We start from the raw sequence: 15,202 nt of genomic DNA, 5'->3' as shown, positions 1-15,202 counted from the left end.
CCAGCGCCGGGCTTTTTGTTGCTCATCCTCCATGGGCGAGTATTCCACTTAGCTCCCCCATTGAAGGCTTGGTTGGCGCCCCCAAGACGGTTAACATCTGCCCTCCCGTGATTAACAAGGACTTTGACATGCCAAGGCTCGACAGCATCCACCTCTATCCCATCAAATCGACGGCAGGCATGCCACTCTCCCGCGCCCGGGTGACCGAGGAGGGGCTGCTCGGGGATCGCCGCTACATGGTGGTCAAGCCGGACGGCAGCTTCATCACGGCCCGCACCCATCCCCAGTTGCAACTGGTGGTGGCCACCCCCATGGACGGCGGCCTGCAGCTGCGCTACCCGGGCATGGCCCCCCTCTCCCTGCTGGAGAGCGACTTCAGCCGCGTCCCCCAGGCCACCGGGGTCTGGAGCGACAGCTTCCAGGCCCTGCACACCCATGACCAGGCGGATGGCTGGTTGAGCCAGGTGGCACGAGAGCCGGTGCGTCTACTCTGGCTCGGCGAGCGCTCAGATCGCTTCCGGGCCAAGACGGGCACCCGGGTCAGCTTCGCCGACGGCTACCCCCTGCTGCTCATCGGTCAGGGGTCCCTGGACGATCTCAACCTGAGATCCGATGCCCTGCACCAGATGAGCCAGTTCAGGACCAACCTGGTGGCGGGCGGCACCCTGCCGTTCGAGGAGGATGGCTGGAAGCGGATCCGCATCGGTGAGGTGGAGTTCCTGGTGGCCAAGCCCTGCAGCCGCTGCATCATGACCACGGTAGAACCCGGCAGCGAGCGGTTCAACGCCCTCAAGGAGCCGCTCGCCACCCTGACCCGCTATCGCCGCGGTGAGGATGGGGAGGTCTATTTCGGCCAGAACCTGGTGGCCCTGAACGAGGGCTGGATCGAGGCGGGCAGCGAGATCGAGGTACTGGAACGCGCCCGTCCTCCCGTCTACCCCAACGGGGCGCCGAAGAAACGGGAGCTGGTGTGCGTGGCTCGCGAGCCCCTGGCCCGGGATCTGGAGACCTTCTGGTTCGAGGGGGCCGACGGCGAGCCCCTGCCGGACTACCTGCCCGGCCAGCATCTGCCAATCAGCCTGGACATCAAGGGGGAACGGCTGCAACGGCGCTACACCCTGAGCTCCACGCCGGATCGGCCGGAGCGTTACAGCATCAGCGTCAAGCGCCTCGGCGACGGCCGTATCTCCCCCTGGCTGCACAGTCAGCTCAAGGTCGGCGACCGCCTGCTGGCTTCCGCCCCCGCCGGTGACTTCCATCTGGGGCGCGAGCGCAAGATGCTGCTGCTCTCGGCAGGCTCCGGCGTCACCCCCATGCTCGCCATCGCCCGCACCCTGTTGCTGCGCGGGGAGCTGGGGGACGTGCACTTTATGCACCTGTGCCGCGGCGAGGCCGACATCCCGGCCGCCGCCGAGCTGCACGCCCTGCGCCAGGCCGGCATGGGTCTCACCCTGATACTGAGCCAGCCGGACGCCCACTGGCAGGGTCTGCGCGGTCGTCTCTGCCAGGAGCACCTGACCAGGGTGCCTGAGCTCGCGGCCCGTGAGGTCTTCCTGTGCGGCCCCCACGGCTTCATGAGCGAGGCGGTCGACTTGTTGCGGGCGCTGGACGTGCCCGCCGGGCGCATCCAACAGGAGAGCTTCGGCGGTGCCATCCTCTCGGTGGCCCGACCCCACCAGGCGGTGCAACTGCGCATCGGCGAGCAGAGCTTCGCCGGCAACAACCAGGGCACAGTGCTGGATCAGGCCCACAAGCAGGGGGTGGAGCTGCCTTGGAGCTGCCGCGCCGGCATCTGCGGCAGTTGCAAGCAGACCCTGGTCTCGGGGGAGGTGGATCACCCGGACGCGCCGGCCATCACGGCCGCGGAGCGGGCCGATGGCAAGATCCTCACCTGCTGCGCCGTGCCGCTGACCGATCTGGTGATCAAATAACCGGTCGGCCAGACAAGCGCGCCGCGATTGGCGGGCGAGAGCCCGGCCCGAGTCAGTTGCGAGTACGGAAACAAAAATGGCTGCCCAAGGGCAGCCATTTTTCATTGCGGTGCGCTTAACCGCGCAGGGCGGCGATGCGCTGCTCGATGGGCGGATGGCTCATGAACAGCTCGCTCATGGAGCGCTTGCCGTTGATGCCAAAGGCCATCATGGAGCCTTCCATCTGCGGCTCGGCACCGCGGGAGAGGCGCTGCAGGGCGGCGATCATCTTGTCGCGGCCGGCCAGCTTGGCGGCGCCCGCATCGGCGCGGAACTCACGCTGACGGCTGAACCACATGACGATCATGGAGGCCAGCACGCCGAAGATCATCTCCAGCACGAAGACGGTGATCATGTAGGCGAAGCCACCCGTACTGCTGCTCTCTTCCTCGTTGTTGGAGCTGAAGAAGTTGCTGATGACGCCGGCCACGATGCGGGCGAAGAACATCACGAAGGTGTTCACCACCCCCTGGATCAGGGTCAGGGTCACCATGTCACCGTTGGCCACGTGGCTCACCTCGTGGGCCAGCACGGCTTCCGCCTCGTCCCGGCTCATGCTGTAGAGCAGGCCGGACGAAACGGCGACGAGGGAGTCGTCACGACGGGCACCGGTGGCGAAGGCGTTCATCTCAGGGGAGTCGTAGATCCCCACCTCAGGCATCTTGATGCCGGCTTCACGGGCCTGACGGGCCACAGTGCTCACCAGCCAGTGCTCGGTCTCGTTGCGGGGCTGCTCGATGACCTGGACGCCATAGCTGCGCTTGGCCATCCACTTGGACATCAGCAAGGAGATAAAGGAACCCCCAAAACCGAACACGGCGCAGAACACCAACAGACCGGAAATGCTGGACTTGTTGATCCCCAGAACCGAGAACAGGATATTGAGTACCACCCCCAGCACCAGCATGACGGCCAGGTTGGTCACCAGGAATAGCATAATTCGCTTCATATTGACTCCTTGAAAGATAGATGTGTGGTCCGGTTCGATCCATCGTCGACCCAGTACCACTTCTGTCCCAGATAATAGATAGACTCGATGAATGTTTGCTGAATGTCCCCCTCAGAGCAGAGGCGAGACATCGAGACAGCCGCGCAGATCCGCCTCGAGTGGATTGTTTACAAAGGGTATTTCACCCAAAAACGGCGCCGGCAGCAAGCCCCTCAGGGTGTCCAGGTTCTCCGGATAGTGGCTCATGCCCTCATCCAGCCGGTTGATGACCCAACCCGCGATGGGCAGGTCCAGATTGCGGATGGCGGCGAAGGTGAGCAGGGCGTGGTTGAGACAACCGAGCTTGGCCCCCACCACCACTATCACCGGCAGATTCTGCTGTTTGACCCAGTCCGACAGCAGGTGGGTTCTGTCCAGAGGCAGGAACCAGCCCCCCGCCCCCTCGACGATCACCAGCTCGGCCCCCGCCTGCTCGATGGCCCTCAGCCCGGCACTCAAACCGTCCAGTTCGATGGACTCCCCCACCTCCCGGGCGGCGATATGAGGGGCTATGGGGGGCTCATAGGCGAAGGGATTGACCAGATCGTAGGGGAGCTTCAGGCTGGCGGCCCCCTGCAGCTGCAGGGCATCCTGATTGCGCAACCCCTCGGCGGTGCGGGCACAGCCCGCCGAGATGGGCTTGTAGCCGGCGCAGGGGATCCCCAACGCGGCGAACTCCTGCAGCAGGGTGCGGGCGACCAGCGTCTTGCCCACGTCGGTGTCGGTGCCGGTGACGAAGAAGGATTTGGCCATGATGACTCCTCGGCGCGATGGCGACGGCCTCTTGGCCGCCCCGCGCATTCATGATGTGCGATGGTAAAGGTACCGGCCCCGCGCTTGCCGCAGGGCCGGCTGATGGCTATCTCGAACGAGCCGGATTTCTATTGGCAGATCAGTGCCTGCTATTGGCGGATCAGGCGTCCGAGGCAGACCTGATAGCTGGCGGCCAGCAGGCCGTCCGGCTGACGATACTGCTCATAGGCCTCCCCCAGACGCTGCAGGCGCTGGCGATTGCCAAGGCCAGCAGAACGCCCGTCGTTGACCTGGCTCGCCCCTATCCCCTTGAGGTCCCGCAGCAGGGAGCCGAGCTCCCCATAGGCCAGCTGCCAGGTCAGTGACTCCAGCTCCATCAGGGCAAAACCGCCATCGGCCACGGCGTGGCGCAATTGTGACAGCCCCAGGAAGCGATTGACATGGGCAGACTCGTCAACCGTGCGCCAGGCCTCACGGAGCTGCCAGAGGGAGTCCGAGAGCAGGGTCGAGAACAGCAGCTGACCGCCGGGCTTGAGCACCCGGTGCAGCTCGGCGAAGGCCTGGGCCGGCCGCTCGCACCACTGCAGGGCCAGGCTGGAGAAGATCCAGTCAAGACTCTGATCCGCGAAGGGCAGCGCCTCCGCATCGCCGCACAGCAGCAGAGCCCCGCTATCGCGCCGGGCGGCCTGGGCCAGCATGCCGGGGGCTAGATCCAGCCCGTAGAGTCGCTGGCAGCGACCGGCGAGATCCGGCAGGAAGAAGCCGGTACCGCAGCCGAGATCCAGGCCGCTCTCGGGTAAATCGGCAAAGTGCCGATGCCCGGCCGCCACTGTCCCTTCTCCCCCCTGGGGCATGCGCGCCAGCAGCGCCTGTCCCACCTCCTGCTGGAAGCGGGCGTGGGCGTCGTAGTGGCGGGCGGCGGCGCCGAAGCGCCGCGCCAGCTGCACCTTGTCCACCCGCTGGAAGGGTTCGGCTGCCGCCATCTCCTGGCGTTGTGAGCCAGAAGGCTGCGAGCCAAGGCGCTGCGGGCCAGAAGTGGGCCCATGCAGACCCTCATCTGGCGAGTGAGCCTGCGAGGCAGGGGATTTATCCATGGCTCCCCCTCCCCCCAGCGACCCGGTTCCGGGTTCAGGGCAGGGCCCCAGCCCCGCCAGCAAGCGGTCGATATCCTCTTCCCGATGGGCGGCGCTCAGGGTGATGCGAAGACGCGCCGTGCCCTGGGGCACTGTGGGGGGACGGATGGCGCCGACCCAGAGGCCGGCTGCCTTCAAACGCTCGCTCAGGGCGAGGGCTGCGCGGCTCTCCCCCACCAGCAACGGCTGGATCGGGGTCTCGCTATTACCCAGGGTCCAGCCGAGCTGGCCGGCCCCCTGCCTGAAGCGGGCGATCAAGCGGCTCAGGTGGGCGCGCCCCTCATCGGCGACGCGCACCCGTCTGATGCTCTCGCTCACCGCACAGGCCTGGGCGACGGGCATATGGGTGCTGTAGACGTAGTGGCGGGCGAAGTTGACGAGATAGTCCACCAGCTCGCGGCTACCCCCCACGAAGGCGCCTGCTACCCCGAGCGCCTTGCCGAAGGTACCCATCTGGATGTGAACCCCTGCGGGCTCCACTCCCTGGGCCGCCAGGGTGCCGCGCCCCTCTGGCCCCAGCACGCCGAGGCCGTGGGCATCGTCGATCATCAGCCAGTTATGGCTCTGGGCGGCCAGTCGGCTGAGCTCGCCCCAGGGGCCCTGATCCCCGTCCATGCTGAACACCCCCTCGGAGACGATCAGCCCCCGATCGGGTTCCAGCTGGCTGGCCAGGGCTCCCATGTCGTTGTGGGCGAAACGCCGCATCTTGCAGGGCAGCTGGCTGCCCATCTCCTGCAGGGAGGCGTGGTTGAGCCTGTCCTGCCACAGCAGGTGCTCCTTGCCGAGCAAGGCTTTCAGCACTGCCTGATTGGCCGAGAAGCCGCAGTTGAACAGCAGCACCGCCTCCAGCCCCAGCCAGTCGGCGATCTGCTCCTCCAACTGCTGGTGAGCCCGGCTGTAGCCGGTCACCAGGGGGGAGGCACCGGATCCCGCGCCATACTGCTCGATCCCCGCCGCGAAGGCGGCCTTGATGGCCTTATCCCCCGCCAGCCCCAGATAGTCGTTGGAGGAGAAGTTGAGGTAGTCCTGCCCTTCCACCCTGAGCCTGGGGCCGGTCGGCCCCTCGGTCGGGATGCGCCTGCGCAGCAAGCCCTGCAGCTCCCGGGCGGCCAGCGACTCGCCCAGGGGGAAGGGGCCCCGATGGGCAGTCAGGTGCACGGCCTTCATACGGACTTTGCAGGGGTTTGTGCTGATGACGGTGCCTTGCGCTGGCGGGTGGCGTCATAGAAGAGCTCGCCACTCACCGGCTGGCTGGCGGCCCGGGCGCGCAGCTCGGCCTCCAGCTCCTCGGTCTGCACCGCATCGGGCTTCTGGGCCCGCTCTGCCGGGCGGATGCCGAGGCGCCTGAACAGCTGCATGTCGCTGTTCTCATCGGGGTTCGGGGTGGTCAGCAGCTTGCAGCCATAAAAAATCGAATTAGCGCCAGCCATAAAGCACATGGCCTGCATCTGCTCGTTCATCTTCTCCCGCCCGGCGGAGAGGCGCACGTGGGAGCCCGGCATCATGATGCGCGCCACGGCGATGGTGCGGATAAATTCGAACGGGTCCAGATTCTCCTGATCCTCCAGCGGCGTCCCCTTCACCTTAACCAGCATGTTGATGGGCACGCTCTCCGGGTGGCGCGGCAGGTTCGCCAGCGCGATCAAGAGGCCCGCCCTGTCCTTGGCCTGCTCCCCCATGCCGACGATGCCGCCTGAGCAGACCTTCATGCCGGCGCCGCGCACGTGCTCCAGGGTGTCGAGTCGGTCCTGATAGGTGCGGGTGGTGATGATGTCACCGTAAAACTCCGGCGAGGTGTCGAGGTTGTGGTTGTAGTAGTCGAGCCCAGCCGCACCGAGGCGGGCGGCCTGATCCGCGGTGAGCATGCCCAGCGTCATGCAGGTCTCCATGCCGAGTCCGCGCACCCCCTCGATCATCTGCAGGATGTAGGGCATGTCCTTCTCCTTGGGGTTGCGCCAGGCGGCCCCCATGCAGAAGCGTGACGAGCCGTTGGCCCTGGCCTCCCGGGCCCGCTCCAGCACTTTCTCCACCTCCATCAGCCGCTCGGCCTCGAGGCCGGTGTGGTAGCGGGCGCTCTGGGGGCAATATTTGCAATCCTCCGGGCAGGCCCCGGTCTTGATGGAGAGCAAGGTGCTCACCTGCACCTCGTTGGGGTCGAAGTGGGCACGATGCACCGTCTGGGCCTGGAACAGCAGATCGTTGAACGGCAAGGCGAACAGGGCCTGGACCTCGTCGTGGGTCCAGTCGTGACGCAGGGCCCGCTGGCCCGTCGGGAGTGAATGCATGAATGGCTTCCAGTGGTGTTGAAGGGCTTCGCCTTCTCGATGGGGCGGCTCGCCGGGATGCCAGGCGCAGACCTTGGATCTGCGGCCGCTGGCAGGATCGGCCACCGAGTAAGTGGCTGAAATTGTTGGCTAGTGTAAGCAGCAGGCGTAGACTGTCAACACCGACCAGATCATTTGAATTGACAACAGAACACATAATGACCAACCAAGAGTTTGACCTGCGCCACGTCTGGCACCCCTACACCTCCCTCACCCAGCCCCTGCCCTGCTACGAAGTGGCGAGCGCCCAGGGGGTGACCCTGACCCTCAGCGACGGCCGCCAGCTGGTGGATGGCATGAGCTCCTGGTGGGCCTGCGTGCACGGCTACCAGGTGCCCGAGCTGGATGCCGCCGCCAAGGATCAGCTCGGCAAGATGTCCCACGTCATGTTTGGCGGCCTCACCCATGCCCCCGCCGTCGAGCTGTGCCGCAAGCTGGTGGAGATCACCCCGGCCGGGCTGGATCGGGTGTTCCTGGCGGACTCCGGCTCGGTGGCGGTAGAGGTGGCCCTCAAGATGGCCCTGCAGTACTGGCACGCCAAGGGCACCCCCAGGGCCAAGTTTGTCTCCCTGCGCGGCGGCTATCACGGCGACACCTTCGGCGCCATGAGCGTCTGCGATCCCGATGGCGGCATGCACGAGCTCTATCGGGGATTTTTGCCCGAGCACTATTTCGTGGAGGCGCCGAGCTGCCGCTTCCATGCAGAGTGGAACGAGGAGTGCGTGGTGGAGCTCGCCACCCTGATGGCGGACAAGCACGAGGAGATCGCCGCCATAGTGCTGGAACCCATAGTCCAGGGGGCCGGCGGCATGCGCTTCTACCACCCTCGCTACCTGCAGTGGGTGCGCGCCCTGTGCGACGAATTCGGGGTGCTGCTCATCGCCGACGAGATCGCCACCGGCTTCGGCCGCACCGGCCAGTTGTTTGCCTGTGACTGGGCCGGGATCAGCCCGGACATCCTGTGTCTCGGCAAGGCCCTCACCGGCGGCTACCTCACCCTCTCGGCCACCCTGACCACAGAGCGGGTGGCCAACACCATCTGTGACGGCAAGGCGGGGGTCTTCATGCATGGGCCTACCTTTATGGGCAATCCACTGGCCTGCGCCGTCGCCAACGCCTCCATCGATCTGCTGCTGACCTCACCCTGGCGCGATCGGGTACAAGCCATCGAGCATCAGTTGAAAAGCGAGCTGGTGCAGCTGACCCTGAACCCGCTGGTGGCGGATGTGCGGGTGCTCGGCGCCATCGGCGTGGTGGAGATGAAGGAGCGGGTGGACGTGGCACGCATCCAACGCAAGTTCGTCGAGCTGGGAGCCTGGATCCGCCCCTTCGGCAAGCTGATTTACCTCATGCCCCCCTTCGTCATCACGGAGGCGGAGCTGCGCGTACTGACCCATGCCATTTCAGAGGCCATCGCCGAGGGAGAGCTCTGAGTCAGGCCGGCCCCGTCGTGAGGCGGGGTCTTTTGACTCTTTTTCATCAGAATGTGAGCAAACCATCAAAAGACCTGGGTCAAGGGGAGTAAACTGTGTGGGTTTTACCCAACAGATGTACCTTTTCCCATGCGCCTCTCCATCGCTGCCAAAATCAATTTCTTCCTGCTGTTCATCTTCTCCATGGTGCTGGTGTTCTCCGCGGCCTATCAGGCGGTGCGCGAGCGCGATCTCATCCTCTCCCTCATCAAGGAGCAGAGCCATGAGCAGACCGAGGCCTATTTCGACGGCCTCAACATGCTGATGCTGACCGGCAAGATGGAAGCCCGTGACACCCTGCGCAACAAGTTCCTCGACCACGCCCACGTGGAGGATGCCCGCATAGTGCGCGGGGCGGCGGTCAACAAGCAGTACGGCCCCGGACGTGATGTCGAGGCGCCCAAGGACAGGTTCGATGCCCTGGCATTGGCGGGCAAGGGCAGTCTGGAGGTGGCCCACGACGGCTTGCACAGCCGCCTGGTGGTGACCCGCCCCCTGCTGGCCAAGAAAGACCTTCGCGGCACCGACTGCACCAGTTGCCACCAGGTGGCGGAGAATACAGTGCTGGGGGCGGTGCGCTTCGATTACTCCCTCGACACCCTGTTTACCCGGGTCGAGAAGAACATCCTCACCTCGGCGCTGAGCCTCACCGTCATCTTCGGCCTGGGGCTCTTGCTGACCCTCTGGGTCATCCGCACCTGGATAGTACGCCCCCTCAACCAGCTGACCCGATCCATGGAGGAGGCAACCGATCGCCACGACTTCGGCCACCGGCTGGAGGGGGATGAGGGAGACGAGATTGGCCGGCTGGCGCTCGCCTACAACCAGATGCTCGACAGCGTGGAGCGACAGCTCGGCAGTGCAGAGCGCCAGCTCGGCCAGCACCCCATGACTGAGTCAGAAGAGGCCGAGTCCAAGGCCTCTCGGTCATCCCCCGAAGACAGAGTGGGCTGATCCAAGGCCAGGTCGCAGGGCCAGATAGTGAAACAGCGGCTGGGTACCAGGATCGGCAATAGATCCAGGCCCGCCAGCGACACTCCCAGAGCCCATGGAGTAGCCGGGCGCGAGGAGGACCTGCACTGGCGCGCCTCGGCCCCGCCATCGGCCAGATAGCCAAGGCGGGTGGCCGTCCTCCCATGATAAGAAAGAGACAGCCCCGTGATGAGGTTGTCGCCGCAGAGGATGACCGGTCCCCTGCCACAGCCTACTCAACCCATCAGCGCCACGCTCTTCGCGCCCCCTCCCCAGCCATTCGACCAAGCCCACACGCTTCCTGCTGAAAAGCCCGAGGGGGACAGACATTTTTGCTTGTTTATCACTCCTGCGCGGGTAAGATGAACGGCTCAGTCTGCCATGGTGGGCCACCTGTGCCCGGGCCAGACCCCTAGTGTTGCCAATAGCGCTGCAAGAACAAGCTGGAGACAAATTTTCGATGACGCACGCATCCGTAGTAGATGTGCTGACCGGTAAGTATTCGGTCGGCACCACCCAGACAGTGAAAGGGTGGATCCGGACCCGCCGCGATTCCAAGGCGGGGATCTCATTTTTGGCCATATCCGATGGCTCCTGTTTCCATCCGGTACAGGCCGTCGTCCCCAATACCCTGGCCAATTACGAGAATGAAGTGCTGCGTCTGACCACCGCCTGCTCCGTGGAAGTGACCGGCCAGGTGGTCGAGTCCCAGGGCAGCGGCCAATCCTTCGAGCTGCAGGCCTCCGAGGTCAAGGTGGTGGGCTGGGTCGAGGATCCAGACACCTACCCCATGTCCGCCAAGCGCCACAGCATCGAATACCTGCGCGAGCAGGGTCACCTGCGCGCCCGTACCAACGTGGTCGGCGCCGTGACTCGCGTGCGCAACTGCCTCTCCCAGGCCATTCACCGCTTCTTCCATGAGCAGGGCTACCTCTGGATCGCCGCCCCCCTCATCACCGCCTCCGACACCGAAGGCGCCGGCGAGATGTTCCGCGTCTCCACCCTGGATCTGGAAAACCTGCCGCGCACCCCGGCCGGCAAGGTGGACTACGACAAGGACTTCTTCGGCAAGGAGACCTTCCTGACCGTCTCCGGCCAGCTGAACGTCGAGACCTATGCCTGCGCCCTCTCCAAGGTCTACACCTTCGGGCCGACCTTCCGCGCCGAAAACTCCAACACCAGCCGTCACCTGGCGGAGTTCTGGATGGTGGAGCCGGAGATCGCCTTCGCGGATCTGGAAGACAACGCCGCCCTGGCCGAAGCCATGCTGAAATACGTCTTCAACGCCGTGTTGACCGAGCGCCGCGACGATCTGGAGTTCTTCGCCCAGCACATCGACAAGGATGCCATCGGCCGTCTGGAGCGCTTCGTCGCCTCCGACTTCGCCCAGATCGACTACACGGACGCCATCGAAGTGCTGAAGAACTGCGGCAAGAGCTTCGAGTTCCCGGTCTCCTGGGGCATCGATCTCTCCTCCGAGCACGAGCGTTACCTGGCCGAGGAGCACTTCAAGTCCCCCGTAGTGGTGAAGAACTACCCGAAAGACATCAAGGCCTTCTACATGCGCCTCAACGACGACGGCAAGACCGTCGCCGCCATGGACGTGCTGGCCCCGGGGATCGGCGAGATCATCGGTGGCTCCCAGCGTGAGGAGCGTCTCGAGGTGTTGGACGCGCGCCTGGCCGAGATGGGCCTGAACAAGGAAGACTACTGGTGGTATCGCGACCTGCGCCGCTACGGCACCGTGCCCCACTCCGGTTTCGGTCTGGGCTTCGAGCGCCTGGTGGTCTATGTGACCGGCATGGGCAACGTGCGCGACGTCATCCCCTTCCCGCGTACCCCTCGCACCGCCGAGTTCTGATCGAGAACAGCGCGCGAATCGCAAAAAGCCGACCCCAGGGTCGGCTTTTTTATTGTCTCGCGAACGCCAGCGCCTACCCGCCTCTTTAGCACAACCCCCTTTTTGCTCACCGCATCCCACCTTTCAGCCCCGATTTCACCCTCAAAACCGTAGTTTTTATGCACTTAAATCGGAAAAACATGGGTTATTGAACCACCTCAAATTTTTACCCCTTTTGGGTAGGCAAAATAACCACTAACCCTTTAGGGCTAAATAACAACAGATAATCCCGTCCTGGGCGCTGCGCCTGCATGGATCGAATCACACGAGGTAATGGAATGATCTTCATGGAATTTATGGTAGTACTCGGCTGTCTGCTGCTGGGTACCCGTTTCGGGGGCATGGGACTGGGTCTCATCAGCGGCATAGGTCTCTTCCTGCTGACCTTCGTGTTCGGCCTCACCCCGGGTGAGCCACCGGTACAGGTGATGCTGACCATACTGGCGGTGATCGGCTGCGCCGCCACCCTGCAGACCGCAGGCGGCCTCAACCTGATGATGCAGGTGGCCGAGCGCCTGCTGCGCCGTCACCCCCAGTACATCACCATACTGGCGCCGCTCACCACCTGGACCCTCACCTTCCTGTGCGGTACCGGTCACGTGGTCTACACCATGTTCCCCATCATCGCCGACATAGCGCTGCAGAAGAATATCCGCCCGGAACGCCCCATGGCGGTGGCTTCTGTCGCCTCCCAGATGGCGATCTGCGCCTCGCCGGTGTCGGTGGCCGTGGTCTCCATGGTCTCCATCCTGGCGGCCGGTCACGGCATCGGTCAGGCCTACAGTCTGCTCGACATCCTGATGATCGCCATCCCCTCCTCCCTGTCCGGTGTCATAGTCGCGGCCCTCTGGAGCCTGCGCCGCGGCAAGGATCTGGACAAGGACGAGGAGTTCCAGGACAAGATCAAGGATCCGCAGCAGCGTGAGTTCATCTACGGCGGCGGCGAGACCCTGCTCAACACCAAGTTCCCGAAAGAGGCCTATTGGTCCACCTGGATCTTCTTCGCCGCCATCGCCGCCGTGGTGGTGCTGGGGGCCGACGCCTCCCTGCGCCCGGTGTTCGAGATGGGAGGCAAGACAGGGCCCCTCTCCATGAACCTGGTGATCCAGATGATGATGCTGATCGCCGGCGCCGTGATCCTGATGCGCTGCAAGGTCAAGCCTGGTGACATCTCCAACGGCGCCGTGTTCAAGGCGGGCATGGTGGCGATCTTCTCGGTATTCGGAGTCGCCTGGATGAGCGAGACCTTCTTCCAGGCCCACATGCCGCTGCTCAAGGAGACCCTGGCCCACGTGGTGCAGGCCCAGCCCTGGACCTATGCCCTGGTGCTCTTCCTCATCTCCAAGCTGGTAAACAGCCAGGCCGCCGCCCTCACCGCCATCGCCCCCATGGGGCTGGCGCTGGGCGTCGAGCCCAAGCTGCTGATCGCCTTCCTGCCGGCGAGCTACGGCTACTTCGTGCTGCCGACCTACCCGAGCGATCTCGCCTGCATCGGTTTCGACCGCTCCGGCACCACCCGCATCGGCAAGTTCATCATCAACCACAGCTTCATCATTCCGGGTCTCATCGGGGTCGCCACCTCCTGTACCCTGGGCTATCTGCTGACCAACGTGCTGTTGTAACGCTCTCACCTCCTGGCACTTCTGATGCCATGACCCCACAGGCCCCCGTTTCGGGGGCCTGTCTGTTTCCAGCCACCCCCTCTCCCCTTTGCCGAATGTCCCCGGCGGGTTAGCATGCCTTCTCTTCAGCTTTCCAAGGAGCCCCCATGTCTCGCGTCATCGCACTCTGGAGCGGCGGCAAGGATGCCATGCAGGCCCTCTGCCATGCCCGCGAGCAGGGTCATGAGATCGTCGCCCTGGTCACCTTCGGCCCCCCCAATCCCAGTTTCCTGGCACATCCCCTTCCCCTGGTGCTGCGTCAGGCCGAGGCCCTAGGCCTGCCCCACCGACTTGTCACCATAGAGACGCCATTCGAGCAGAGCTATGAGCGAGCACTGGCCGATTTGCAACGGGAGTGGGAGATAGAAGGGGTGGTCACCGGCGACATCGACCGGGTGGATGGCGCCGATAACTGGATCTGCGCCCGCTGCCGGCCGCTCGGTCTCTCCGTGTATCAGCCGCTCTGGCAGCAATCCCGAGAGGCGCTGCTGGCGGACCTGCAGGCGCGCGGTATCCGGGCCCACCTCTCCTGCGTCGATACAAGGGTGCTGGCGCCCAGCTGGGTGGGGCGCACGCTCGATGCCGCAACTCTGACCGAGTTGCAGCAACTGGCCGCGGAGCAGGGCTTCGATGCCAGCGGCGAGCAGGGGGAATATCACACCATGGTGACGGACGGCCCGGGCTTTGCGGCACCGCTGGCGCTCGGTCACTGGCAGGTTGCCCGTCAGGAACAGCTTGCCTATCTGCTGGAGGATGAAGGTTGAGGGCGCAAGAAGAACGGCTCTGCGGGATGAATGTTCGCAAGTACGAGAGATAAAAAAACGGGAGGCGATGACCTCCCGTTTTGCTTTTCATCAGCGCTATTTGGCCAGCTTGGTCAGCACCCGCTTAAGCAGACGAATGCGCGGCTCTATGCTATCGAGCAGCAAGAACTCGCTCTCCGAATGGAAGCCGCCCCCCATGGGACCGAAGCCATCGAGAGACGGCACCCCGGCCGCGGCGGTGAAGTTCGCATCCGAGCCGCCACCCGCCTCCAGCCAGTTGAAGGGGATCCCCTCCTCCTGGCCGGCCGCCTCCACCAAGGCCATCAGTGCCCGGGTATCTGCGCTCGGGCGCATGGCCGGCTTGAAGGTCTGGCGCTCCACCTCGACCCGGCAACCGGCCAGGAAGGGGTTCTTGGCCATGAAGCCGAGCCGGTCGTGCACGGCAGCGGCCTCCTCGTTGCTCCAGAAGCGCAGATCGACGATGGCCTCGGCAAAGTCCGGTACCACGTTGACCCCGGTGCCGCCCTGTATCACCCCCACGTTCATGGTGGTACCTGTCTCCATGTTCACCTGCTGGTTGATGGCGAGCACCCAGTTCGCCAGTTCGGTGATGGCGGAGACCCCCTCCGCTAGGGCAGAGCCCGCGTGGGACGCCTTGCCGTGGAAGCGGATGCGGTACTTGGCATTGCCCTTGCGGGCGCTGATGAGATCCCCGCTCGGGCGGGCCGCCTCGGCCACCAGCACGCAGGCGCTCTGCTTCGCCTTCTCTACCAGCCAGTCTTTAGACCAGGGGGAGCCTATCTCCTCGTCGCAGTTGCAGCACACCAGCACCTTCAACCTGGCAAGCGCATCAGGATCCATGCCCTGCAAGGCATACCAGGTGGAGAGCAAGCCGCTCTTCATGTCCGACACGCCGGGGCCGAAGGCCTGATCGCCCTCGATCTTCAGCGGCCGCTTGGCGGCGGTGCCCTCCGGGAAGACGGTATCCATGTGGCCCACCAGCATGACGTCGTAGTGAGTGGCGCCGGGGGCATTGGTGATCTCAAGGCAAGGGCCGCACTCGTCGGCGAACTGATGGCGCACCACCTGCCAGCCGATGGCCTGATACTTCTCGGTCATGATGTCGGCAACCCTGGCCACCCCGGCCGGGGTGCGGGTGCCGCAATCGAGGTTGATCAGCGGCGCGAGATCCGCCAGATAGGTGTCGAGGGAAAAACCGTTGTGCATGTCTGTCATCATCGTCTCCATAGGGTGGGAAGGCAGGC

11 protein-coding genes and 1 pseudogene are annotated in these 15,202 nt (G+C 64.6%); 6 read left to right on the top strand and 6 right to left on the bottom strand.

Annotation, left to right across the window (positions count from 1 at the left end; translation table 11 throughout):
- Positions 1 to 128 precede the first annotated feature (128 nt).
- Positions 129 to 1,931 carry an MOSC N-terminal beta barrel domain-containing protein gene (locus tag ACT5M9_RS19190; RefSeq protein WP_457979592.1) on the top strand — a complete coding sequence of 601 codons (1,803 nt, stop codon included), beginning with the start codon at positions 129 to 131 and terminating at the stop codon, positions 1,929 to 1,931.
- A gap of 115 nt (positions 1,932 to 2,046) precedes the next feature.
- Here ACT5M9_RS19190 and htpX read toward each other — a convergent pair whose 3' ends face one another.
- The 5 genes and pseudogenes from htpX to bioB all read right to left on the bottom strand — a co-directional run bounded on the left by htpX (position 2,047) and on the right by bioB (position 7,129).
- Positions 2,047 to 2,919 (bottom strand): protease HtpX, encoded by an 873-nt coding sequence (gene htpX, locus ACT5M9_RS19185; RefSeq protein ID WP_438549968.1) that lies wholly within the window; start codon positions 2,917 to 2,919, stop codon positions 2,047 to 2,049.
- Positions 2,920 to 3,030: 111 nt separating this feature from the next.
- Entirely contained in the window at positions 3,031 to 3,711 is a 681-nt protein-coding gene (gene bioD / locus ACT5M9_RS19180) for a dethiobiotin synthase (protein ID WP_457979594.1), read from the bottom strand.
- Between the two features lie 149 nt (positions 3,712 to 3,860).
- The gene (bioC, locus tag ACT5M9_RS19175) at positions 3,861 to 4,694 is read right to left on the bottom strand and encodes a malonyl-ACP O-methyltransferase BioC (protein ID WP_457980605.1); all 834 of its coding nucleotides are present in this window, start codon (positions 4,692 to 4,694) and stop codon (positions 3,861 to 3,863) included.
- A 150-nt stretch (positions 4,695 to 4,844) separates the two neighbouring features.
- Positions 4,845 to 6,011, bottom strand: a pseudogene (bioF, locus tag ACT5M9_RS19170) (8-amino-7-oxononanoate synthase); the annotation flags it as partial.
- On the bottom strand, positions 6,008 to 7,129 hold the full coding sequence (gene bioB / locus ACT5M9_RS19165) for a biotin synthase BioB (protein WP_457979596.1): 1,122 nt from the start codon (positions 7,127 to 7,129) through the stop codon (positions 6,008 to 6,010). The gene bioB and the pseudogene bioF, both read right to left, overlap by 4 nt.
- 197 nt (positions 7,130 to 7,326) lie before the next feature.
- Between bioB and bioA the strand changes: the two genes are divergently transcribed.
- From bioA to ACT5M9_RS19140, 5 genes are all read left to right on the top strand, one after another.
- Complete coding sequence (gene bioA, locus ACT5M9_RS19160) at positions 7,327 to 8,601, top strand: adenosylmethionine--8-amino-7-oxononanoate transaminase (RefSeq protein WP_457979598.1); 1,275 nt, start codon at positions 7,327 to 7,329, stop codon at positions 8,599 to 8,601.
- 129 nt (positions 8,602 to 8,730) lie between these two features.
- Positions 8,731 to 9,594, top strand: coding sequence for a HAMP domain-containing protein (locus ACT5M9_RS19155; RefSeq protein WP_457979600.1), 864 nt, complete (start codon positions 8,731 to 8,733; stop codon positions 9,592 to 9,594).
- A gap of 478 nt (positions 9,595 to 10,072) precedes the next feature.
- Positions 10,073 to 11,473, top strand: a complete 1,401-nt coding sequence (gene asnS, locus ACT5M9_RS19150) for an asparagine--tRNA ligase (protein ID WP_457979602.1) — start codon at positions 10,073 to 10,075, stop codon at positions 11,471 to 11,473.
- Positions 11,474 to 11,790: 317 nt separating this feature from the next.
- Complete coding sequence (locus tag ACT5M9_RS19145) at positions 11,791 to 13,134, top strand: anaerobic C4-dicarboxylate transporter (protein WP_457979604.1); 1,344 nt, start codon at positions 11,791 to 11,793, stop codon at positions 13,132 to 13,134.
- A 146-nt stretch (positions 13,135 to 13,280) separates the two neighbouring features.
- Complete coding sequence (locus ACT5M9_RS19140; protein WP_457979606.1) at positions 13,281 to 13,937, top strand: Dph6-related ATP pyrophosphatase; 657 nt, start codon at positions 13,281 to 13,283, stop codon at positions 13,935 to 13,937.
- Between the two features lie 96 nt (positions 13,938 to 14,033).
- Here ACT5M9_RS19140 and ACT5M9_RS19135 read toward each other — a convergent pair whose 3' ends face one another.
- On the bottom strand, positions 14,034 to 15,173 hold the full coding sequence (locus ACT5M9_RS19135; RefSeq protein WP_457979608.1) for a M20 family metallopeptidase: 1,140 nt from the start codon (positions 15,171 to 15,173) through the stop codon (positions 14,034 to 14,036).
- Between the last annotated feature and the right edge of the window lie 29 nt (positions 15,174 to 15,202).

The organism is Aeromonas sp. AE23HZ002T15 (assembly GCF_054165525.2).
Note: the sequence above shows the minus strand (reverse complement) of the source record. Positions and strands in the feature narration are given on the sequence as shown.

Bases quoted from the DNA above. Each gene is read 5' to 3' on its own strand.
- bioD (WP_457979594.1), bottom strand. From the start codon at position 3,711: ATGGCCAAATCCTTCTTCGTCACCGGCACCGACACCGACGTGGGCAAG.
- ACT5M9_RS19155 (WP_457979600.1), top strand. From the start codon at position 8,731: ATGCGCCTCTCCATCGCTGCCAAAATCAATTTCTTCCTGCTGTTCATC.
- bioB (WP_457979596.1), bottom strand. From the start codon at position 7,129: ATGCATTCACTCCCGACGGGCCAGCGGGCCCTGCGTCACGACTGGACC.
- bioC (WP_457980605.1), bottom strand. From the start codon at position 4,694: ATGGCGGCAGCCGAACCCTTCCAGCGGGTGGACAAGGTGCAGCTGGCG.
- asnS (WP_457979602.1), top strand. From the start codon at position 10,073: ATGACGCACGCATCCGTAGTAGATGTGCTGACCGGTAAGTATTCGGTC.
- bioA (WP_457979598.1), top strand. From the start codon at position 7,327: ATGACCAACCAAGAGTTTGACCTGCGCCACGTCTGGCACCCCTACACC.
- ACT5M9_RS19135 (WP_457979608.1), bottom strand. From the start codon at position 15,173: ATGACAGACATGCACAACGGTTTTTCCCTCGACACCTATCTGGCGGAT.
- htpX (WP_438549968.1), bottom strand. From the start codon at position 2,919: ATGAAGCGAATTATGCTATTCCTGGTGACCAACCTGGCCGTCATGCTG.
- ACT5M9_RS19145 (WP_457979604.1), top strand. From the start codon at position 11,791: ATGATCTTCATGGAATTTATGGTAGTACTCGGCTGTCTGCTGCTGGGT.
- ACT5M9_RS19140 (WP_457979606.1), top strand. From the start codon at position 13,281: ATGTCTCGCGTCATCGCACTCTGGAGCGGCGGCAAGGATGCCATGCAG.
- ACT5M9_RS19190 (WP_457979592.1), top strand. From the start codon at position 129: ATGCCAAGGCTCGACAGCATCCACCTCTATCCCATCAAATCGACGGCA.